At 52.8% G+C, this 22,031-nt stretch carries 21 protein-coding genes; 13 read left to right on the top strand and 8 right to left on the bottom strand.

Features of this window, described 5'->3' with window-relative positions:
• Positions 1-16: 16 nt before the first annotated feature.
• From lldP to trmL, 5 genes are all read left to right on the top strand, one after another.
• The gene (gene lldP, locus FDX09_RS00875) at positions 17-1,672 is read left to right on the top strand and encodes an L-lactate permease (RefSeq protein ID WP_038635296.1); all 1,656 of its coding nucleotides are present in this window, start codon (positions 17-19) and stop codon (positions 1,670-1,672) included.
• Positions 1,669-2,445: a transcriptional regulator LldR gene (gene lldR / locus FDX09_RS00870; protein ID WP_006687599.1), complete on the top strand. Its 777-nt coding sequence runs from the start codon at positions 1,669-1,671 to the stop codon at positions 2,443-2,445. Before lldP ends, lldR begins: the two co-directional genes overlap by 4 nt.
• Positions 2,442-3,632 carry an FMN-dependent L-lactate dehydrogenase LldD gene (gene lldD / locus FDX09_RS00865; RefSeq protein ID WP_038635300.1) on the top strand — a complete coding sequence of 397 codons (1,191 nt, stop codon included), beginning with the start codon at positions 2,442-2,444 and terminating at the stop codon, positions 3,630-3,632. Before lldR ends, lldD begins: the two co-directional genes overlap by 4 nt.
• Before the next feature lie 321 nt (positions 3,633-3,953).
• Positions 3,954-5,294 carry an aromatic acid/H+ symport family MFS transporter gene (locus FDX09_RS00855; RefSeq protein WP_038635303.1) on the top strand — a complete coding sequence of 447 codons (1,341 nt, stop codon included), beginning with the start codon at positions 3,954-3,956 and terminating at the stop codon, positions 5,292-5,294.
• Positions 5,295-5,340: 46 nt separating this feature from the next.
• Complete coding sequence (gene trmL, locus FDX09_RS00850) at positions 5,341-5,814, top strand: tRNA (uridine(34)/cytosine(34)/5-carboxymethylaminomethyluridine(34)-2'-O)-methyltransferase TrmL (RefSeq protein ID WP_137346654.1); 474 nt, start codon at positions 5,341-5,343, stop codon at positions 5,812-5,814.
• 88 nt (positions 5,815-5,902) lie between these two features.
• Here trmL and cysE read toward each other — a convergent pair whose 3' ends face one another.
• The 5 genes from cysE to FDX09_RS00825 form a co-directional block, all read right to left on the bottom strand.
• Entirely contained in the window at positions 5,903-6,724 is an 822-nt protein-coding gene (gene cysE, locus FDX09_RS00845) for a serine O-acetyltransferase (RefSeq protein ID WP_016154965.1), read from the bottom strand.
• A 77-nt stretch (positions 6,725-6,801) separates the two neighbouring features.
• A complete protein-coding gene (gpsA, locus tag FDX09_RS00840) occupies positions 6,802-7,821 on the bottom strand; it encodes an NAD(P)H-dependent glycerol-3-phosphate dehydrogenase (RefSeq protein ID WP_008786462.1) in 1,020 nt (339 codons plus the stop codon).
• Positions 7,821-8,288 carry a protein-export chaperone SecB gene (secB, locus tag FDX09_RS00835; protein WP_038635313.1) on the bottom strand — a complete coding sequence of 156 codons (468 nt, stop codon included), beginning with the start codon at positions 8,286-8,288 and terminating at the stop codon, positions 7,821-7,823. The genes gpsA and secB overlap by 1 nt, the downstream gene beginning before the upstream one ends.
• A gap of 46 nt (positions 8,289-8,334) precedes the next feature.
• The gene (grxC, locus tag FDX09_RS00830) at positions 8,335-8,586 is read right to left on the bottom strand and encodes a glutaredoxin 3 (protein ID WP_003024152.1); all 252 of its coding nucleotides are present in this window, start codon (positions 8,584-8,586) and stop codon (positions 8,335-8,337) included.
• A gap of 52 nt (positions 8,587-8,638) precedes the next feature.
• Complete coding sequence (locus tag FDX09_RS00825; protein WP_003024148.1) at positions 8,639-9,070, bottom strand: rhodanese-like domain-containing protein; 432 nt, start codon at positions 9,068-9,070, stop codon at positions 8,639-8,641.
• Between the two features lie 248 nt (positions 9,071-9,318).
• Between FDX09_RS00825 and gpmM the strand changes: the two genes are divergently transcribed.
• From gpmM to FDX09_RS00810, 3 genes are read left to right on the top strand one after another with little or no spacing between them, the layout of a single operon-like run.
• Entirely contained in the window at positions 9,319-10,863 is a 1,545-nt protein-coding gene (gpmM, locus tag FDX09_RS00820) for a 2,3-bisphosphoglycerate-independent phosphoglycerate mutase (RefSeq protein ID WP_137346653.1), read from the top strand.
• Positions 10,864-10,896: 33 nt separating this feature from the next.
• Entirely contained in the window at positions 10,897-12,156 is a 1,260-nt protein-coding gene (envC, locus tag FDX09_RS00815) for a murein hydrolase activator EnvC (protein WP_233638112.1), read from the top strand.
• Positions 12,157-12,159: 3 nt separating this feature from the next.
• Positions 12,160-13,086, top strand: a complete 927-nt coding sequence (locus FDX09_RS00810) for a divergent polysaccharide deacetylase family protein (RefSeq protein ID WP_137346652.1) — start codon at positions 12,160-12,162, stop codon at positions 13,084-13,086.
• On the opposite strand, the gene FDX09_RS00805 is transcribed toward FDX09_RS00810, so the two are convergent.
• The 3 genes from FDX09_RS00805 to kbl form a co-directional block, all read right to left on the bottom strand.
• Entirely contained in the window at positions 13,087-14,124 is a 1,038-nt protein-coding gene (locus FDX09_RS00805) for a glycosyltransferase (RefSeq protein ID WP_137346651.1), read from the bottom strand.
• A gap of 193 nt (positions 14,125-14,317) precedes the next feature.
• Entirely contained in the window at positions 14,318-15,343 is a 1,026-nt protein-coding gene (gene tdh, locus FDX09_RS00800) for an L-threonine 3-dehydrogenase (RefSeq protein ID WP_110496513.1), read from the bottom strand.
• Positions 15,344-15,352: 9 nt separating this feature from the next.
• Positions 15,353-16,549, bottom strand: coding sequence for a glycine C-acetyltransferase (kbl, locus tag FDX09_RS00795; protein ID WP_121529704.1), 1,197 nt, complete (start codon positions 16,547-16,549; stop codon positions 15,353-15,355).
• 214 nt (positions 16,550-16,763) lie between these two features.
• Between kbl and rfaD the strand changes: the two genes are divergently transcribed.
• The 5 genes from rfaD to FDX09_RS00770 are packed head-to-tail and all read left to right on the top strand — an operon-like array spanning position 16,764 to position 22,031.
• Complete coding sequence (rfaD, locus tag FDX09_RS00790; RefSeq protein ID WP_003827312.1) at positions 16,764-17,696, top strand: ADP-glyceromanno-heptose 6-epimerase; 933 nt, start codon at positions 16,764-16,766, stop codon at positions 17,694-17,696.
• A 9-nt stretch (positions 17,697-17,705) separates the two neighbouring features.
• Complete coding sequence (gene rfaF, locus FDX09_RS00785; RefSeq protein WP_069323713.1) at positions 17,706-18,752, top strand: ADP-heptose--LPS heptosyltransferase RfaF; 1,047 nt, start codon at positions 17,706-17,708, stop codon at positions 18,750-18,752.
• A gap of 3 nt (positions 18,753-18,755) precedes the next feature.
• Complete coding sequence (gene rfaC, locus FDX09_RS00780) at positions 18,756-19,724, top strand: lipopolysaccharide heptosyltransferase RfaC (RefSeq protein ID WP_137346650.1); 969 nt, start codon at positions 18,756-18,758, stop codon at positions 19,722-19,724.
• A 16-nt stretch (positions 19,725-19,740) separates the two neighbouring features.
• Entirely contained in the window at positions 19,741-21,021 is a 1,281-nt protein-coding gene (locus tag FDX09_RS00775; protein WP_137346649.1) for an O-antigen ligase family protein, read from the top strand.
• Positions 21,018-22,031 (top strand): glycosyltransferase family 2 protein, encoded by a 1,014-nt coding sequence (locus tag FDX09_RS00770; RefSeq protein ID WP_137346648.1) that lies wholly within the window; start codon positions 21,018-21,020, stop codon positions 22,029-22,031. The genes FDX09_RS00775 and FDX09_RS00770 overlap by 4 nt, the downstream gene beginning before the upstream one ends.

Here is a 22,031-nt window from a genome sequence, read left to right as displayed (position 1 = left end):
CCCCAGGAGACCTGCAATGAATCTCTGGCAACAGAACTACGATCCAGCCGGTAACATCTGGCTTTCCAGTCTGATCGCATCGCTCCCAATCCTGTTCTTTTTCTTCGCCCTGATTAAGCTCAAGCTGAAAGGCTATGTTGCGGCGTCATGGACGGTGGTGATTGCTCTGGCTGTCGCCCTACTGTTCTACAAAATGCCGGTCGATCACGCTCTGGCCTCGGTGGTGTACGGCTTCTTTTATGGTCTGTGGCCGATTGCCTGGATAATCATCGCAGCGGTATTCGTCTATAAAATCTCGGTAAAAACCGGGCAGTTCGACATCATCCGTTCATCAATACTCTCCATTACCCCAGACCAGCGTCTGCAAATGCTGATCGTTGGTTTCTCCTTTGGGGCATTCCTTGAAGGTGCAGCTGGCTTTGGCGCGCCGGTCGCCATTACCGCCGCGCTGCTGGTGGGGCTTGGCTTTAACCCGCTGTATGCGGCGGGGTTGTGCCTGATCGTGAATACCGCGCCGGTCGCCTTTGGCGCAATGGGCATTCCGATTCTGGTTGCCGGCCAGGTTACCGGACTGGACAGCTTTGAAATTGGCCAGATGGTCGGTCGTCAGTTGCCGTTCCTGACGATTATCGTGCTGTTCTGGATTATGGCGATTATGGATGGCTGGCGCGGCGTGAAAGAAACCTGGCCTGCGGTAATGGTCGCTGGCGGCTCGTTTGCTATCGCCCAATACCTCAGCTCGAACTTTATTGGGCCGGAACTGCCGGACATTATCTCTTCGCTGGTCTCACTGGTGTGTCTGACGCTGTTCCTGAAACGCTGGCAGCCGGTACGTATCTTCCGCTTCGGCGACATGGGCGCTTCGCAGGTCGATATGGACCTGTCGCGCACCCGCTACACTGCGGGGCAAATCATCCGCGCCTGGTCCCCATTCCTGTTCCTGACAGCCACCGTCACGCTGTGGAGCATACCACCGTTTAAAGCGCTGTTTGCGCCGGGTGGCGCAATGTACCACTGGGTAGTGAATGTTCCGGTTCCGTTCCTCGACAAGCTGGTAGCCCGCATGCCGCCAGTCGTACACGAAGCCACAGCCTACGCGGCAGTGTACAAATTTGACTGGTTCTCCGCGACCGGTACCGCGATTCTGTTTGCCGCCCTGCTGTCTATCGTCTGGTTGAAGATGAAGCCGTCCGCTGCGCTGCAGACCTTTGGCAACACGCTGAAAGATCTGGCGCTACCGATCTATTCCATCGGGATGGTGCTGGCATTCGCATTTATCTCTAACTACTCGGGGCTTTCATCAACCCTGGCGTTGGCCCTGGCGCACACCGGCAGCGCGTTTACTTTCTTCTCGCCGTTCCTCGGCTGGCTGGGGGTATTCCTGACCGGGTCCGATACCTCATCTAACGCCCTGTTTGCCGCCCTGCAGGCCACCGCGGCTCAGCAAATCGGCGTTTCGGATGTGCTGATGGTGGCGGCAAATACCACCGGCGGCGTGACCGGCAAGATGATCTCTCCACAGTCTATCGCTATCGCCTGTGCGGCAGTGGGATTAGTGGGGAAAGAGTCTGATCTGTTCCGCTTTACCGTGAAACATAGCCTGATTTTCACCTGCATGGTGGGAGTGATTACCACCCTGCAGGCCTATGTCTTAACCTGGATGATTCCATGATAGTGATGCCCAGACGCCTGTCCGACGAAGTCGCTTCTCGTGTGCGGGCGCTGATTGAAGAACAACAGCTGGAGGCGGGCATGAAGTTGCCCGCTGAGCGCCAGTTGGCCGTACAGCTCGGCGTATCGCGCAACTCGCTGCGCGAGGCGTTAGCAAAGCTGGTGAGTGAAGGCGTGTTAATCAGCCGTCGCGGCGGCGGGACGTTTGTTCGCTGGCAGCATGAAGCCTGGTCTGAACAAAACATCGTTCAGCCGCTGAAATCCTTGATGGCGGACGATCCTGATTACAGCTTCGATATTCTGGAAGCCCGCCACGCTATTGAAGCCAGTACCGCCTGGCACGCAGCCATGCGGGCCACCAGCGCCGACAAAGAGAAGATCAGACTCTGTTTCGAGGCCACGCAGAGCGAAGATCCGGATCTCGCTTCGCAAGCGGACGTGCGCTTTCATCTCGCCATTGCGGAAGCCTCGCATAACGTGGTGCTGTTACAGACCATGCGCGGTTTCTTCGACGTATTGCAGTCTTCGGTTAAACAGAGCCGCCAACGTATGTACCTTGTGCCACCCGTATTTTCACAGCTTACAGAACAACATCAGGCCGTGCTGGACGCCATTGTCGCCGGTGATGCCGATGGCGCACGTAAGGCCATGATGGCGCACCTCAGCTTTGTCCACACCACGATTAAACAATTTGATGAAGATCAGGCCCGCCAGGCACGTATCACCCGCCTGCCCGGTGACCCTGGTGAGAATAGCAGGGAGAACAACACATGATTATTTCAGCCGCCAGCGACTATCGCGCCGCCGCCCAACGTATTTTGCCCCCGTTCTTGTTCCACTACATTGACGGCGGCGCATATGCCGAGCGCACTCTGCGCCGTAACGTCGAAGACCTGTCGGAAGTGGCGCTGCGCCAGCGTGTGCTGAAGAATATGTCCGATCTGAGCCTTGAGACAAAGCTGTTCAACGAAACGCTCTCCATGCCCGTGGCCCTCGCGCCTGTCGGCCTGTGCGGAATGTATGCGCGTCGGGGAGAAGTGCAGGCCGCCGCTGCCGCTGACGCCAAAGGCATTCCGTTTACGCTTTCCACGGTTTCCGTATGTCCAATTGAAGAAGTCGCTCCGACCATCAAGCGTCCGATGTGGTTCCAGTTATATGTTCTGCGCGATCGTGGCTTTATGCGCAACGCGCTGGAACGCGCCAAAGCGGCGGGCTGCTCCACGTTGGTCTTTACCGTCGATATGCCTACGCCGGGCGCACGCTACCGTGACGCCCATTCCGGTATGAGCGGTCCCAACGCCGCGCTGCGTCGTTACTGGCAAGCGGTTACCCATCCGCAGTGGGCATGGGACGTGGGCCTGAATGGTCGCCCACATGACTTAGGCAATATCTCAACCTATCTTGGCAAACCTACCGGCCTTGAGGATTACATTGGCTGGCTGGCGAATAACTTCGATCCGTCAATTTCGTGGAAAGACCTTGAGTGGATCCGCGAATTCTGGGATGGCCCGATGGTGATCAAAGGGATCCTCGATCCGGAAGATGCCCGCGATGCCGTCCGTTTTGGCGCGGATGGCATTGTTGTTTCTAACCATGGTGGCCGCCAGTTAGATGGTGTGCTGTCTTCTGCTCGCGCGCTGCCCGCCATTGCCGATGCGGTGAAAGGCGATATCACTATTCTGGCAGACAGCGGGATCCGTAACGGTCTGGACGTTGTGCGCATGATTGCGCTGGGCGCGGATAGCGTGCTGCTGGGGCGTGCTTATCTGTACGCACTCGCAACCCACGGCCAGGCCGGTGTGGCAAACCTGTTAAACCTGATCGAGAAAGAGATGAAGGTGGCGATGACCTTAACCGGTGCGAAATCGATTAGCGAAATCAGCCGCGATTCACTGGTACAGGAGCTGGGTAAGAACCTACCTGCTGCATTAGCGCCTCTGGCCCAGGGTAGCGCTGCGTAACACTCTCCCCCGTAAAATCGCGTTTTCTGCATGGTCGGCCTGTTCTCAGTCCGGCCATTTTTTATGCAAAAAATAACGACCAGTTAACATTTACAACCAATATATTTGACAACTTTTTATCCAACTGCCAAATGTATATACAAGCTAATACAAGGGCATTTTATACAGATACCCAAATAATTCGAGCTGCAGGAAGGCGGCAACGCAGCGAATCTCAGGAGCGTACATAAGTACGTGACCGGGGTGAGCGAGGAAAGCCAACGCACATGCAGCTTGAAGTATGACGGGTAGATAACAACCATCATAACGGGCGAGGGTGACATGGCTTATTCCGGTAAAGTGAATATCCAGCAGGCGATAGACGACAGTCCTTTTTCACGCTTTCATTGGGTGATTATTGTCCTGGGCTTTCTGGTGTTAGCCATTGACGGCTTCGATACGGCGGCGATGGGTTATATTGCGCCCACGCTCTCTGCTGACTGGGGCATCCAGAAGCAGGATCTCGGGCCTGTTTTAAGCGCCGCATTATTGGGTCTCTCATTTGGCGCATTATTAGCCGGACCGATTTCCGATCGGATGGGCCGTAAGCGCGTACTGGTCTTTTCCTGCCTGTTCTTTGGCCTCGCCAGTCTCGGCACCGCCTATGCACAGACGCTGAATATGTTAACGTTCTGGCGCTTCCTCACCGGGCTTGGACTCGGCGCAGCAATGCCCAATGCCATTACCCTGGTGTCAGAATTTGCGCCCAAACGCTGCCGTTCGATGGCAATAAACACCATGTATTGCGGCTTTCCATTAGGGGCTGCGGGCGGTGGCGTCATCTCGTCCTGGCTGATCCCCAACTACGGCTGGCACAGCGTGCTGCTCGCTGGCGCAATCGCCCCACTGACGCTCACCGTGCTGTTGGTGCTGTTCCTGCCGGAGTCGGTTAAGTATTTGGTGCACCGTGGCAAAAGCGTTGCGCAGGTGAAACGTATTGCCCAACGCTTTATGTCGGGCAGTCTGGAACAGGTCACCCAGTTTTATTTGGATGAAGACAAGGTTACGGTCAAAAAAGGCAGCGTGGCGCAGTTGTTCAGTATGCCCTGGCTGCCGGGCACGCTGATGCTGTGGATGACCTACTTTATGGGGCTGGTTATCTATTACGTACTGCTGAGCTGGATGCCCACCCTGATGTTGGGCATGGGCTATCCACTGGCGGAATCGGCCTGGTTAACTTCGCTGTTTACCTTCGGCGGTACGGCCGGGATCCTGCTGGCCGGTTGGTTAATGGATCGCTGGGAAGCACATAAAGTGGTATCACTCGGCTTTATTCTGACGATGCTGTTTGCCCTCGCCCTCGGGTTTGAGCATAACCATATCATCCTGTTCGGCGCACTGATTTTCCTGATGGGGATTACCATGAACGGTGCGCAGTCCGGGCTGCAGACGCTGGCCGCAACGTTCTATCCTACCCACTGCCGCGCGACGGGTATTGCGTGGATGCAGGGCGTGGGTCGATTCGGCGGCGTGGCCGGAACGATGATGAGCGCCCAGTTGCTTTCCCTGCAATGGCAGGCTGATAGTATCTTAATGTTCCTTAGCCTTCCCGCGCTGCTGGCTGCTGCGGCCACGATTTACAAGCTGCAACGCTATAAACCGCGCGCGCTGACCGTCGCATAGTACCCGCTGTTTCTGCTATTCTGCCCCCCGTTATTAAGGGGGCAGTATGCTTAACATCGTTTTATTCGAACCAGAAATCCCGCCAAATACCGGCAATATTATCCGTCTTTGCGCCAATACTGGCTTTCGTCTGCATATTATTGAGCCAATGGGCTTTACCTGGGACGACAAGCGCCTGCGTCGCGCAGGCCTGGATTACCATGAATTTACCGCCGTGCTGCGCCACCCTGATTACGCCGCCTTCGTCGCCGCAGAAAACCCGCAGCGTCTGTTTGCCCTGACCACCAAAGGTACGCCAGCGCACAGCGCAGTAAGTTATAAGGATGGGGATTATCTTATGTTTGGCCCGGAAACACGCGGTCTGCCAGCCAGTATCCTCGACGCTCTGCCGGCCGAACAAAAAATTCGTATTCCGATGATGCCGGACAGTCGTAGCATGAACCTGTCAAATGCGGTGTCGGTGGTGGTGTATGAAGCCTGGCGCCAACTGGGATATCCCGGCGCGATATTACGCAGTTAATTTGTGTCGGATGGCGGCTGACGCCTTATCCGGCCTACAAATCCCACGTAGGCCCGGTAAACGCAGCGCCACCGGGCATGGCTCGAAATCAGATGCCATCGCCGTATTCGAACGTATGATGTATCCCGTTGAAATGCTGATCCATATCCATGGACGGCTTATCGCTGTCAGGCTTGCCGACAATGCGTGCCGGGACGCCTGCGGCGGTAGTATGTGGCGGTACGGGTTGTAAAACGACGGAACCCGCGCCAATCTTCGCGCCGCGCCCGACTTCAATGTTGCCGAGAATTTTCGCGCCCGCGCCAATCATCACCCCTTCACGAATTTTTGGATGACGATCGCCGCCCGCTTTACCGGTCCCGCCAAGCGTAACGGATTGCAAAATAGAGACGTCATTTTCAATCACGGCGGTTTCACCCACCACAATACCGGTGGCGTGATCGAGCATAATCCCACGGCCAATTTTTGCCGCCGGATGAATATCTACCTGGAAAGAAACAGATACCTGATTTTGCAGGAAGATTGCCAGCGCCTGACGCCCCTGATGCCATAGCCAGTGGCCGATGCGGTAGGCCTGAAGCGCATGAAAGCCCTTCAGATACAGAAGTGGGGTGGAATATTTGTCGACGGCCGGGTCGCGCGTGCGTACCGCCTGGATATCACAAGCCGCCGAAGCAATCATTTCGGGATCGGCCGCGTAGGCCTCTTCCACAACTTCGCGAATCGCAATGGCAGGCATGATTGGAGACGCGAGCTTATTCGCCAGCATATAGCTCAGCGCGCTACCGAGGTTTTCATGCTTGAGCAGCGTTGCGTGGTAAAAACTGGCCAACATAGGCTCACATTCCGCCAGTGCCCGGGCTTCTGCTTTAATGTTTTTCCAGACGATATCCAGTTCTTCACACGGCATTGCGTACTCCAGAAGGTAGCAAAACGACCGACCCGTTCTTCGCGGGTCGGGTCGTTATATTCAACAGTTCCTTACAGCTAGTGGCGGCTCAGCTCATCCTTGCGTGCACGGCCTAATAACGTTAATGCTGCCTCGCGCGCGTTTTTTCCGCAATACAATACTTGATAAATTTCCTCGGTTATTGGCATCTCAACACCAAAACGGTGCGCCAATTCACGAACTTCTTTCGTATTACGGTAACCTTCCACTACCTGACCAATCTTGTCCTGCGCGCCCTGCACGTCCATCCCCTGGCCGAGCATCATGCCAAATCGACGGTTGCGCGACTGGTTGTCGGTACAGGTCAGCACCAGATCGCCTAAACCCGCCATCCCCATAAAGGTGGCAGGATCGGCTCCCAGCGCCGCGCCAAGACGCGACATTTCGGTCAGTCCACGGGTGATCAATGCGGTTCGCGCATTGGCGCCAAAACCGATGCCGTCGGACATTCCCGCGCCAATCGCAATGACGTTTTTCACCGCGCCGCCAAGCTGCACGCCAATGAAATCCGGGTTGCTGTAAACGCGAAAGCTTTTGCCGCAGTGCAGCAACTGCTGGAGATCGTCAGCAAAGGTGTCGTCCGTCGAGGCCAGAGAAATCGCCGTCGGCATACCCGCCGCCAGCTCTTTGGCGAACGTCGGGCCGGAGATGACCGCCAGCGGAATAGAATCCCCCAGCGCTTCACGCGCCACATCCTGCAACAGACGCCCTGTTTCCGCTTCCAGACCTTTTGTCGCCCAGACCAGACGCGCATCAGGACGCATCAACGGTTTGATGTTACGCAGCACTTCGCCAAAGACGTGGCTCGGCACCACCACCAGAATATTACGGCTGGCGGCCAGCGCAGTGGCTAAGTCACTTTCCAGGCGCAGCGTGTCGGGAAAAGGCACATCAGGGAGGAACGCGACGTTGCAGCGATCGTGCTCAAGGGTCGCGATATGTTTTGGATCATGGCCCCACAGGACAACCTGATGGCCATTTCTTGCCAGGGTAATGGCAAGAGCGGTGCCGTACGAGCCGGCACCAATCACAGTCATTGAAGCATTACTTTGGTTCATCAGGCATCCTGATGTTCTTCAGTACCTTCGCCAGCCTGCTGCTGTAAATAGTTCATGAACAGCGCATCAAAGTTGACCGGCGCAAGGTTCAGTTGCGGGAACGTACCGCGTGAAACCAGGCTAGTGATGCATTCGCGGGCATACGGGAACAGAATGTTCGGGCAGTATGCGCCGAGGCAATGCGCCATCTGAGTCCCTTCGATACCGCTGATGGAGAAAATACCGCCCTGCTGAACTTCACACAGGAACGCCGTTTCTTCGCCAAGAGCAGCCGTTACGGTGACACGCAGCACGACTTCATACACGTCATCTGCCAGTTGGGTAGATGCGGTATCAAGATCAAGTTTAACCTCTGGCTGCCAATCTTTCTGGAAAACATGCGGTGCATTTGGCGCTTCGAAAGATACATCCTTGGTATAGATACGTTGGATCTGGAAAGCCATTTCAGTGTTATTTTGTTCTGACATGTTTAGAAAACCCTTAGTGTTGTCCTTTAAATACTTTCAGTACGCCTTATCGCAGCAGGGGATCCAGTCCACCACGCGCATCCAACGCATACAAGTCGTCACAACCGCCAATGTGCTGTGCATCAATAAAAATCTGCGGAACCGTCGTACGGCCACTGCGTTTGATCATCTCTTCACGCTTTACGGCATCGCCGTCAATCGGAAGTTCCTGGAAACTCACACCCTTGCTGTTCAACAGCGCTTTTGCGCGATGGCAAAACGGGCAGGTTGCTTTGGTGTAGATCTCAATATTGGCCATGACTTATCTCCAGTGTTCTTTTTACCCTGCGGCATGAAAGAAGACGGGTAAATTACTTGCCGCGAACCAGTGGCAGATTCTCACCACTCCAGCCCGCTACGCCGTCTTTCAGTACGGATACCTGCTCAAAACCGGCTTTAATCAGCGCAGTTGCTGAATCCTGGCACTGCATGCCTGAACCATCAACCACAATCACAGGTTTGTTTTTGTGTTTTTCAAGCTCGCCAAAATTGTTGGCTTTGATTTCGCTCGGCAGCAGGTTAGTGGAGCCTGCGATATGGCCTTTGCGGAAGTCGTCGCGCTGGCGTAAATCCACAACAACGGCGTCTTCTTTATTGATGAGACGTGTAGCTTCGCCGCGAGTAATCACCTTCACTTTTGAGGTCAGGCTCTTAAACGTGGTAAATAATACAGCCGCCAGTAACGCAATCCAGGCGATACTCAAGACAGGGTGGCGACTAACAAATTGCATAATTTCTTGCATGGGGGGTAACAACTCCCGACTAGTGATTAAAAAAAACCAGGAAAGGAGTATACCTGCGCGTTGGCGCAAATACAGCCAGAGCGTGCATTGGATTGCATTTTTGCGGGGCGCTACGGAAAAAAAAATGTAAATCGGTGTTCCCCATGGCACGCGATCCCCCATTATTTGATCTTCGGGGGCTACTTTATCGATTCAGCTGTAGTAAAATTACGCAATTATTTTTTATCTATGAGTGTGAGGTTGTCGCAATGTCGGTTTCTAAAAAACCTATGGTACTGGTGATTCTGGATGGCTACGGCTATCGCGAAGACAGCCAGGATAACGCCATTTTTACTGCTAAAACCCCGGTAATGGATGCGCTGTGGGCAAAACGTCCGCATACCCTGATTGATGCGTCTGGTCTGGAAGTCGGCCTGCCCGATCGCCAGATGGGCAACTCCGAAGTGGGTCATGTCAACCTGGGCGCGGGCCGTATCGTGTATCAGGACCTTACCCGTCTGGATGTCGAAATCAAAGAGCGTACGTTCTTCGCTAACCCGGTGCTGACCCACGCGGTCGACCAGGCAAAAAATGCCGGAAAAGCGGTACACATCATGGGTCTGCTCTCTGCTGGCGGCGTTCACAGCCACGAAGATCACATCATGGCGATGGTAGAACTGGCCGCTGAACGCGGTGCGGAAAAAATCTATCTGCACGCTTTCCTTGATGGTCGTGATACCCCGCCGCGCAGCGCTGAACATTCACTGCAGAAATTCGAAGAGAAATTTGCCGCGCTGGGCAAAGGTCGCGTAGCCTCCATCATCGGTCGTTACTACGCTATGGACCGCGACAACCGTTGGGATCGCGTAGAACAGGCTTACGATCTGATGACGCTGGCGAAGGGCGAGTTCCAGTTCGCTACGGCGGTTGAAGGCCTGCAGGCTGCTTATGCCCGCGACGAGAACGACGAATTCGTCAAAGCGACCGTGATCCGTGCCGAAGGTCAGGCAGAAGCCGCTATGGAAGACGGCGATACGCTGATTTTCATGAACTTCCGTGCTGACCGTGCGCGTGAAATCACTCGCGCATTCGTTAACGCTGACTTCGATGGCTTCGCCCGTAAGAAAGTCGTTAACCTCAACTTTGTGATGCTGACGGAATACGCGGCCGACATCAAAACTGCGGTGGCTTACCCACCAGCATCTCTGGCCAACACCTTCGGCGAGTGGATGGCGAAGAACGAAAAAACGCAGCTGCGTATTTCCGAAACCGAAAAATATGCGCACGTAACCTTCTTCTTCAACGGCGGCGTAGAAGAGCCGTTCACAGGCGAAGACCGTATCCTGATCAACTCGCCGAAAGTCGCGACCTACGATCTGCAGCCGGAAATGAGCTCTGCTGAACTGACCGAGAAGCTGGTTGCAGCGATTGAGAGCGGTAAATACGACACCATCATTTGTAACTACCCGAACGGCGACATGGTTGGCCACACCGGCGTGATGGCAGCAGCGGTTAAAGCGGTTGAAGCGCTGGACCATTGCGTTGAGCAGGTAGCGAAAGCCGTTGAATCCGTTGGCGGACAGCTGCTGATCACCGCAGACCACGGTAACGCAGAGCAAATGCGCGATCCATCTACTGGTCAGGCACATACCGCGCATACCAACCTGCCGGTTCCGCTGATTTATGTCGGTGGTAAAAACGTTAAAGCGGTCGAAGGCGGTAAACTTTCAGATATCGCCCCAACGATGCTGACGCTGATGGGTATGGAAATCCCGCAAGAGATGACTGGTAAGCCGCTGTTCATCGTGGAATAATCCCTCCCCATGAGGGGAAAGGCGATTAATACCATCACTCGGGCCGTGAAACTGCCAAAGTTTTCAGTCAGGCCCTTGTTCTACGCCAGCGCGCTTAGCGCTGGCGTATTGCTGTGCGCCTTTTCCGCCCACGCGGACGAGCGCGATCAGCTCAAATCTATTCAGGCCGATATCGCGGCAAAAGAACGCGCGGTACGCCAACAGCAGCAACAACGTTCCACTCTCCTCGCTCAGCTTAAAGCTCAGGAGCAGGCCATCGCCGTCGCCGCAAGGCAACTGCGCGAAACGCAAAACTCACTGGCACAGCTGAACGCACAAATCGCTGAGATGAACGCCGCGCTCGCGAAGCTGGAAAAACAGCGGGCAGCGCAAGAGCGCAGCCTGGCAGCCCAGTTAGACGCCGCGTTTCGCCAGGGTGAACACACCGGTCTTCAGCTCATCCTTAGCGGCGAAGAAAGCCAGCGCGGACAGCGTCTGCAGGCCTATTTCGGCTACCTGAACCAGGCGCGGCAAGAAACTATCGCGCAGCTGAAACAAACCCGCGAAGAGGTCGACTCACAAAAAGCCGAGCTGGAAGATAAGCAGAGCGAACAGCAGACCCTGCTGTACGAACAACGCGCTCAGCAGGCTAAGCTGGAGCAGGCGCGTAACGAACGTCAGAAAACACTGTCGGGTCTGGAGTCATCGATTCAACAGGGCCAGCAGCAACTGGGCGAAATGCGCGCTAACGAATCCCGTCTACGCAACAGCATTGCTCGCGCTGAAGCCGCGGCCAAAGCGCGCGCGGAACGTGAAGCGCGCGAGGCGCAGGCCGTACGTGATAAGCAGAAGGATGCGTCACGAAAAGGCTCGACCTACAAGCCGACCGAAAGCGAAAAATCACTGATGTCCCGTACCGGCGGCCTGGGATCGCCGCGCGGCCAGGCATTCTGGCCTGTTCGCGGCCCAACGCTGCATCGTTATGGCGAACAACTGCAAGGTGAGCTACGTTGGAAGGGTATGGTTATTGGCGCATCCGAAGGCACCGAAGTTAAAGCCATTGCCGATGGTCGCGTCATTCTGGCGGACTGGTTGCAGGGCTATGGTCTGGTAGTCGTGGTTGAGCACGGTAAAGGCGATATGAGCCTGTACGGTTATAACCAGAGCGCGTTGGTCAGCGTCGGTACGCAGGTTCGCGCCGGGCAGCCTATTGCGCTTGTGGGTAGCAGCGGCGGTCAGGGCAGGCCGGCACTCTATTTCGAAATTCGTCGCCAGGGTCAGGCGGTCAATCCACAGCCGTGGTTGGGAAGATAAGTTTTGCCTCAATTTCGTCGTCTATTACTCTCTCTTGCCAGCGTGCTGGCCTTCGTAACACCTGTTTTTGCTGGCAAACTCGCCATCGTTATTGATGATTTCGGCTATCGTCCACAAACTGAAAATCAGGTACTGGCGATGCCTTCCACCATCTCCGTTGCCGTTTTACCCAATGCTCCACATGCGCGTGAAATGGCGATTAAAGCGCATAACAGTGGGCATGAGGTGTTAATCCATCTGCCGATGGCGCCGCTGAGCAAACAACCGTTAGAGAAAGATACTTTGCGCCCGGAAATGAGCAGCGAAGAGATTGAACGCATTATTCGCGACGCGGTAAGCAAAGTGCCGAATGCCGTGGGGCTGAACAACCATATGGGCAGTGCGATGACTTCCAGCCTGTTTGGCATGCAGAAGGTGATGCAGGCGCTGGAACGTTACGATCTCTACTTTCTGGACAGCATGACCATCGGCAACAGCCAGGCCATGCGCGCAGCGTCAGGAACCGGTGTGAAGGTCATCAAACGCAAAGTCTTCCTGGATGATACGCAAAATGAAGCTGACATTCGTCGTCAGTTTACTCGCGCCGTCGATCTTGCGCGCCGCAACGGCTCAGCGATCGCCATTGGACACCCTCATCCTTCCACGGTGCGAGTATTACAGCAGATGCTTTATAATCTGCCAGCCGATATTACGCTGGTTCGTCCGAGCAGCCTGCTCAATGAACCGCAGGTCGATACCTCCAGACCTACTAACCTCACGCAACCGAATAACGGCGCACCGCGTAATCCTTTCCGCGGTGTGAAATTGTGCAAACCGAAACAGCCGTTAGAACCCATTTACGCCAGTCGATACTTCACCGTACTCGGTGAAAGCATCGCCCAAAGCACGCTGGTGCAATATATGCGCCTGCAGTGGCAGGGCTGGCAATAATCAGTCGTTAAGATCCAACGTTAAATGGGCCAGGCGGCGCGGCGTCAGTGATTTATCGCGCCACTGGCTAAAGCGGATGGCCCACAGCAGCACCTGATAACCCAGTTTAACGCTGCAGATATTACTCACCATCCGTTTGAACATACCCGACACAAATACTTCAGCAATCATACGCTGGCGGATTTTTTCGTCCGGCTCTTTACGTATGCAATGACAAACGCGTAGCGCTTCGTAAATCACCTGCTGTTTGAATTCCGGGTAAATGGGAATGCGCCCGGCGTACTCATGATTCATTTTGTCGAGCAGGCGGGTAATCTTGATGTAGTGACGCTGATAGGCGAGGTTCTTCAGCCCGGTACGCGGCAGACGACTCACGGACGAGCCGTGCAGGAAGTATTTGTACAATGGGACTTCCGTGTAGCGTGCGCGTTTCGCATTAAACATAAACTCCGTGGTCCAGATGATATCCTGGTGATGCAGGCCAGACAGGAAGGTCAGCCCTGCGTCGCGGATGGTCTGATGACGGTAAACGCCCATCCAGACAACGTGCCGCCAGCGACGACTGGCTAACGCTTTGCGTAACCAATCTGGCCCGGTCATCACGCCGGTAGAACGAATTCGATCGGTAGGAATAGATGTCCAGGTTTTACCCGTCTCGGCAATACACCAATCAGCGTTGCATTGCGCAACATCCAGATTGTCCTGCAACGCCATCTTCATCAACGTTTCATACATTTCCGGATAAGCAATATCATCACCGTCAACATAAGCGATGTACTCGCCCCTGGCGACTTCCATGCCGGTATTACGCGCCGCTGAGACTCCCCCGTTCTGCTGATGCAGTAGATGAACGTGCGGATAACGATCCGCATACGCCTGTGCGAGCTGCGCAGAGTTATCCGTAGAGCCATCATTAACAATGATGATCTCCAGATTTTTCCACGTTTGCGCAATCAGCGAATCCATACACGCAATGAATGGTTCACCCGTATTGTAGAGCGGCATAATGACGCTCAATAGGCCGGGGGTATAGGTCATATCAAATCCTGCCAAACAGTATAATTAACGGCAATTTCTAACATACTTAGTGGTAATTCTTCAGAGAAAATTTCTCAAACCTTTAGCGGAAAATGCGCCTGACGAATGAGCGCAGCAAACAAAAAAAATCCCCGGAGAGTTAACGATAGTCAACATCCGGGGACGGCATGCAGAATCCACTACGTGGATACGGTTAATCCCAGCTCAGGATCACTTTCCCTGACTGCCCTGAACGCATCGCGTCAAAGCCTTGCTGGAATTCATCGATGGAGAATCGATGGGTGATAATTGGCGACAAATCCAGACCAGACTGAATCAGAGCGGCCATTTTGTACCAGGTTTCAAACATCTCACGACCGTAGATACCTTTAATAAACAGCCCCTTAAAGATAACTTTAGTCCAGTCGATGGACATATCAGATGGCGGAATACCCAGCATAGCAATACGGCCACCGTGGTTCATGGTATCCAGCATAGCGCGAAACGCTGGCGGCGCACCGGACATCTCCAGGCCTACATCAAACCCTTCGGTCATGCCCAGCTCAGCCATCACGTCGGTCAGATTCTCTTTCGATACGTTGACCGCGCGGGTGATACCCATTTTGCGTGCCAGCTCAAGGCGATACTCATTCACGTCGGTGATCACCACGTGGCGTGCGCCAACGTGCTTCGCAACCGCCGCCGCCATAATACCGATTGGACCCGCGCCGGATACCAGCACATCTTCTCCCACCAGATCGAACGACAGCGCCGTGTGCACCGCATTACCGAACGGATCGAAGATGGACGCCAGATCATCGGAGATATTGTCCGGGATTTTAAACGCGTTAAATGCCGGGATCACCAGGTACTCTGCAAAGCAGCCAGGACGATTTACGCCGACACCGGTCGTATTGCGACACAGGTGTGTACGCCCACCGCGGCAGTTACGGCAATGCCCGCAGGTGATATGACCTTCGCCAGAAACGCGATCGCCGATTTTAAAGCCTTTAACTTCCTGACCAATGCCAACAACTTCGCCGACATATTCATGCCCCACGACCATCGGAACCGGGATGGTTTTTTGCGACCAGTCATCCCAGTTATAAATGTGAACGTCAGTCCCGCAGATGGCTGTTTTACGGATTTTAATCAGCAAATCGTTATGGCCGACTTCCGGTTCAGGAACGTCGGTCATCCAAATGCCCTCTTCCGCTTTCAGTTTGGATAACGCTTTCATTTCACATCCTCAGGCAATAACGCCCAGTTGTTTACCAATGCGTGTGAACGCCTCAACAGCACGCGTAATCTGCTCAGGGGTATGCGCTGCAGACATCTGAGTACGGATACGCGCCTGGCCTTTTGGAACCACTGGATAGAAGAATCCAGTAACGTAAATCCCCTCTTTTTGCAGCTCACGGGCAAACTCCTGCGCCACCACCGCATCACCCAGCATAACCGGGATAATCGCGTGGTCCGCACCGGCTAAGGTAAAGCCTGCGGCAGACATTTGCTCGCGGAACTGGCGCGCGTTCGCCCACAGGCGATCGCGTAGTTCGCTACCTTGCTCGACCATTTCCAACACTTTAATGGAAGCAGCCACAATCGCCGGAGCCAGTGAGTTGGAGAACAGATAAGGGCGGGAACGCTGACGCAGCCACTCAACGACCTCTTTACGGGCCGCGGTGTAACCACCGGATGCGCCGCCGAGCGCTTTACCCAGCGTACCGGTAATGATGTCCACACGGCCCATCACGTCACAGTATTCATGAGAGCCACGACCATTTTCGCCGACAAAGCCGACCGCATGGGAGTCATCAACCATGACCAGCGCATCGTACTTGTCCGCCAGATCGCAGACGCCTTTCAGGTTCGCAATCACGCCATCCATAGAGAACACACCATCGGTGGCAATCAGGATATGACGAGCCCCCGCTTCGCGCGCCTCTTTCAGACGCGCTTCCAGCTCGACCATGTCGTTGTTGGCGTAACGGAAACGCTTCGCTTTACACAGACGAACGCCATCAATGATTGAAGCATGGTTCAGGGCATCGGAGATGATCGCGTCTTCTGCACTCAACAGCGTTTCAAACAGACCGCCGTTGGCGTCAAAGCAGGAAGAGTAAAGGATGGCATCTTCCATACCAAGGAAAGCCGCCAGTTTTTGCTCCAGTTGCTTATGGCTGTCCTGGGTACCACAAATAAAGCGTACCGAAGCCATACCAAACCCGTGAGAATCCATACCCGCTTTTGCCGCGGCAATCAGTTCCGGGTGGTTAGCCAGTCCCAGATAGTTGTTCGCACAAAAGTTAATAACGTGGCTTCCATCTGCCACGGTGATATCCGCCTGCTGGGCAGATGTAATAATGCGCTCTTCTTTAAACAATCCTTCCGCACGTGCGGTTTCGAGATCGTTGGTTAACTGTTTGTAAAAATCCCCACGCATTTCAATTCTCCAGACTGGGCAAATTTCAGCACATATTACCCAAAGCTATACATTGATACGAGATGACGCATCATCACTTCTTCAAAATGAAGCATAAATCACGCGTACCCGCACAGCTTATCGGTGAATGGCTGAAGCCTGGACCAGGTAGTGATATGATAGAAGTATTCGTGTCTGAGATTGTCTCTGACTCCATAATTCGAAGGTTACATTTATGATCATCGTTACCGGCGGCGCGGGCTTTATCGGCAGCAACATCGTTAAGTCCCTGAATGATAAAGGCATCACCGATATTCTGGTGGTGGACAACCTGAAAGACGGCACTAAATTTGTTAACCTGGTGGACCTGAATATTGCTGACTACATGGATAAGGAAGACTTCCTGATCCAGATTATGGCTGGCGAAGATTTCGGCGATATCGAAGCGATTTTCCACGAAGGCGCATGCTCTTCCACCACCGAGTGGGATGGCAAGTATATGATGGATAACAATTATCAATACTCCAAAGAGCTGCTGCACTACTGCCTGGAGCGCGAAATTCCGTTCCTGTACGCCTCTTCCGCCGCGACTTACGGCGGTCGTACGTCTGATTTCATCGAATCCCGTGAATATGAGAAACCGCTGAACGTCTATGGCTACTCAAAATTCCTGTTCGACGAATACGTGCGTCAGATCCTGCCAGAAGCCAACTCTCAGATTGTTGGCTTCCGCTATTTCAACGTCTACGGACCGCGCGAAGGCCACAAAGGCAGCATGGCAAGCGTCGCTTTCCACCTCAATACCCAGCTTAACAATGGCGAAACACCAAAACTGTTCGAAGGCAGTGAAAACTTCAAACGTGATTTCGTTTATGTTGGCGATGTGGCGGCGGTAAATCTGTGGTTCCTCGAAAACGGGGTATCCGGCATCTTTAACCTCGGCACCGGTCGCGCGGAATCTTTCCAGGCCGTTGCCGATGCAACGCTGGCGTACCATAAAAAAGGCAGCATTGAGTACATTCCATTCCCGGAAAAACTGAAAGGCCGCTACCAGGCATTTACTCAGGCAGATCTGACTAACCTGCGCGCAGCGGGCTATGACAAGCCGTTTAAGACCGTTGCCGAAGGCGTAACGGAATATATGGCCTGGCTGAACCGCGACGCGTAAGAAGTTAGCATGAAAATACTGGTGATCGGCCCGTCATGGGTGGGCGACATGATGATGTCGCAAAGTCTCTATCGCACGCTCAAGGCGCGCTATCCCCAGGCGATAATCGACGTGATGGCACCGGCGTGGTGCCGTCCGCTGCTGTCGCGTATGCCTGAAGTCAACGAAGCCATCGCCATGCCGCTGGGACACGGCGCGCTGGAGATCGGCGAGCGCCGTAAGCTCGGTCATAGCCTGCGTGAAAGACGCTATGATCGCGCCTGGGTGCTGCCGAATTCTTTTAAATCCGCTCTGGTGCCGTTTTTTGCTGGCATCCCCCATCGTACCGGCTGGCGTGGCGAGATGCGCTACGGCCTGCTAAACGATGCGCGCGTGCTGGATAAAGAAGCATGGCCGTTGATGGTCGAGCGCTATGTGGCTCTGGCCTATGATAAAGGCGTGATGCTGACGGCCAAAGATTTGCCGCAGCCTCTGCTATGGCCGCAGTTGCAGGTCAGCGAAGGTGAAAAATCCCTGACCTGTAGTCAGTTCTCTCTTTCTGCCGAACGCCCCATCATCGGTTTTTGCCCTGGTGCGGAATTTGGTCCGGCGAAACGCTGGCCGCATTACCACTATGCGGAACTGGCGAAACAATTAATCGATGAAGGCCATCAGATTGTGTTGTTTGGCTCTGCAAAAGACCACGAAGCCGGAAATGAGATCCTCGCTACGCTGAGCCTTGAACAGCAGTCCTGGTGCCGCAATCTGGCGGGTGAGACACAGCTGGAGCAGGCAGTCATTCTTCTCGCTGCCTGCAAAGCGGTTGTCACCAATGATTCTGGATTAATGCACGTTGCCGCCGCGTTGAATCGACCTCTGGTAGCATTATATGGCCCAAGTAGTCCGGACTTTACCCCGCCGTTGTCGCACAAAGCGCGAGTCGTCCGCCTGATTACGGGCTACCACAAAGTGCGTAAAGGCGATGCAGCAGAAGGCTATCATCAGAGCCTGATCGACATTACTCCTCAGCGCGTACTGGAAGAACTTAATGACCTGTTGTTACAAGAGGAAGCCTGACGGATGCGGGTTCTGATCGTTAAAACATCGTCTATGGGCGATGTGCTGCATACGTTGCCCGCATTAACCGATGCGCAGCAGGCCATACCGGATATTCACTTTGACTGGGTGGTGGAAGAAGGGTTCGCTCAGATCCCCTCCTGGCATTCGGCCGTTGACCACGTGATTCCGGTAGCGATCCGCCGCTGGCGTAAAGCGTGGTTTTCAGCGCCGATTAAAGCTGAGCGTAAAACATTCCGCGATGCGGTCCGTTTACTGCAGTATGACGCGATAATTGATGCGCAGGGGTTGGTAAAAAGCGCAGCGCTGGTTACTCGTCTGGCTCACGGGATCAAGCATGGTATGGACTGGAGCACGGCCCGTGAACCGCTGGCGAGCCTGTTTTATAATCGCAAGCATCATATTGCCAAACAACAGCATGCCGTAGAACGTACGCGTGAATTGTTTGCGAAAAGTCTGGGATATAACAAACCGCAATCGCAGGGTGATTACGCTATCGCTCAGCATTTTTTGACAGAAGTAAATGCTGATGCAGGGCAATATGCGGTGTTTCTGCATGCCACGACCCGTGATGATAAACACTGGCCGGAAGCCAACTGGCGGGAGCTGATTGGCCTGTTAAACAATGCAGGCATACGCATTAAACTGCCCTGGGGAGCCACGCATGAAGAAGCGCGTGCCAGGCGACTGGCGGAAGGGTTCCCTTACGTTGATGTCCTGCCACGAATGAGTCTGGAAGAGGTCGCCCGTGTTCTCGCAGGGGCCAAATTTGTAGTATCGGTTGATACAGGCCTAAGCCATTTAACCGCCGCATTGGATCGCCCAAATATTACGCTGTATGGCCCAACTGATCCGGGACTGATTGGGGGATATGGGAAAAACCAATATACACAACAGAGTCATTCCGGAAAATTGCAGGATCTGAATGCTAGTTTAGTCAACGCATCGCTGGTTGATAATAATTTGCTTTAACTTTAAGAGATGAACCATGCTTCAGCAACACATGTTTTCTCGCTTTATATATAGTATAAAAAATAATCCATTCGATTTTGTATACTGCTTATTTTATGCCGGGATACTTGCTACTCTCGGGATGGTGCTGGTCAATCCAGATGAAGCGCTGAAGATATTTATTTTCTCCACGGCTCTGTCTCTGCCTCTTATAGGTAAAAACTTAAAGTATGTATGTAGTGAGAAAAAGAATCTGGTTTTGCCTTTTATGTTGCTGCTCTTCGGTTTGCTCCAGATTATTTGGGTAGAAATATTTAAACAACCAGGCTCGGCCTTTACCGGAGCCTACCGCTCATATCAGAACGGTGGCAAAGTGATGCTGTTTGCCGCGCTGGTGATGACCGCGCTAACATCGCGAGCACCGTGTGCCAATAAAACCCGCATCACCAGTATCTGGATGATTCTTACGGCAATCGGTTTGTATCTTTTCGCGGGATATGAACTTGTGAATCAGCCTGATTTATTAAGCTATCGTTTGGCACTCGGATTTGAACACCAAACTGGCACCGCTTATGCGCTAACATTGATTGGCTTATTAGCATCTCAGGCCATCATCAACCTGCGTATAAAACATACCGTTTCATTGTATTTGTTACATTTTTTGATATCGCTGGCGGTGATCATTACCACGCAAACTCGGGCGGCTATTTTGGTATACCCGATCCTGAGTATCGGCCTGTTTCTCATGCACTATCGTCATAACCGGGCCATGTTGATCAAAGCATTATTGGGCTTCGTGATGCTGGTAGGTCTGGCGGCCATCCCTTTAAAGTCAGTAGTTGAAAATCGCTACCAGAATTTTATGCTGGATGTACACTCTTACAACCAGAATAATAGTAACACCTCTATTGGCGCGCGACTTGCAATGCAACGAGCAGGTATTGAGGCAGGGAAAGTACATCTCGGAGGACAGTCACTTGAACAACGTGGTGCAGAAATTCAGCAACTTGCTGTGCAAGATACCTCGCTACAAGGGGTACTTGAGTTCCTTAACGTTCATCTGCATAACGAAATCGTTGATACCTTTTCGCTAAAGGGCATCCCCGGAGTTGTTGTGCTACTCTTGCTCTATACCGCTATGTTTTTAAGAGCTTACTGGCAACGTAGTCCTCTGTTGTTTGTCATCTCAGGCGCTATCGCTATCTATGGCCTGAGTGATTTATTATTATATGCCAAAGGTGAAGCCTTGAGCAGCGTACTGGCGTTATGCGTAGCAGTAATGCTGAGTTCGAATTCCGACGAGAGAACAATGCCATGATTAACGCTTCAGATTATTTGCTGAGCATAATTATTCCCACTTATAACAATGCTGAACTCATCACAGCGACGTTGGCGTCTATCCATCAGAGCATTACTGACGAAGTGGAGATAATAATTGTTAATGATGGTTCAACAGATTTAACGGAAGAGCGCATCAAGGCATTTTATCGTGAGCATAACTGCAACAACGTTAAATATATAAACCAAAAAAATCAAGGTGTTGCAATCACCCGTAACGTTGGGCTTGCCCATGCAACGGGAAAGTATATTGGTTTTATCGACAGCGATGACATTGTCTGTAAGGATTATTTCACTATTCTCCTCCCTAAACTGAGGGAGGAAAAATATGATATCGTGGAATTCAACTTAACCAGGGATATCAACAATCTGTATCAGAACAAACCTGGTGAAAAGCATGCTTTAACCGAACACGAAATTATTTTGGCTGATGATAACTATGCTCCCCTGTTGCCAACTTTCCGTGCCGGGCAATGGCATCTTATGACAAAAATCTTTCACCGCGACATTATTGGCAACGATCGATTCGAAGAACATCGTCGATATGAAGACATGATTTTCTGCCCCTTTCAATACTTTAAGTGTCATTGCATATTAAAGATAGAAAATAAATTATATTACTATCGGGTAAATGAAAAAAGTATTACCGAAAATATTATTGATAGCGATGCGGACAGCATCTTCTTTGCTATGCGAAAAATGTATAACTATGTAAATAAAAATAAAGAAAAACGTACTGTCGCCACATTAATGATCATCAATTGTTTTCTGGAAGGCCGCAAACTTTTACGTAAAAAGAAAGGCTACTATCGTTATAACGAAAGTATGTTAAATGACATTCAGAATGCACTTGCATGCTGCGATACCAAAATCGTTAAAAACAAAATAATCCTTAAGATGAAATATCCGCATATCGACCGTTCAATTTCTGAAATAAGATACAAGATACTATCTGCATGCAAAAATTTATTGTTTCGAAAGGGATTTTAA

This window comes from Citrobacter sp. wls717, from assembly GCF_005280955.1.
GTDB lineage: Bacteria > Pseudomonadota > Gammaproteobacteria > Enterobacterales > Enterobacteriaceae > Citrobacter > Citrobacter werkmanii.
This window is presented reverse-complemented; position numbering and strand designations above follow the sequence as displayed.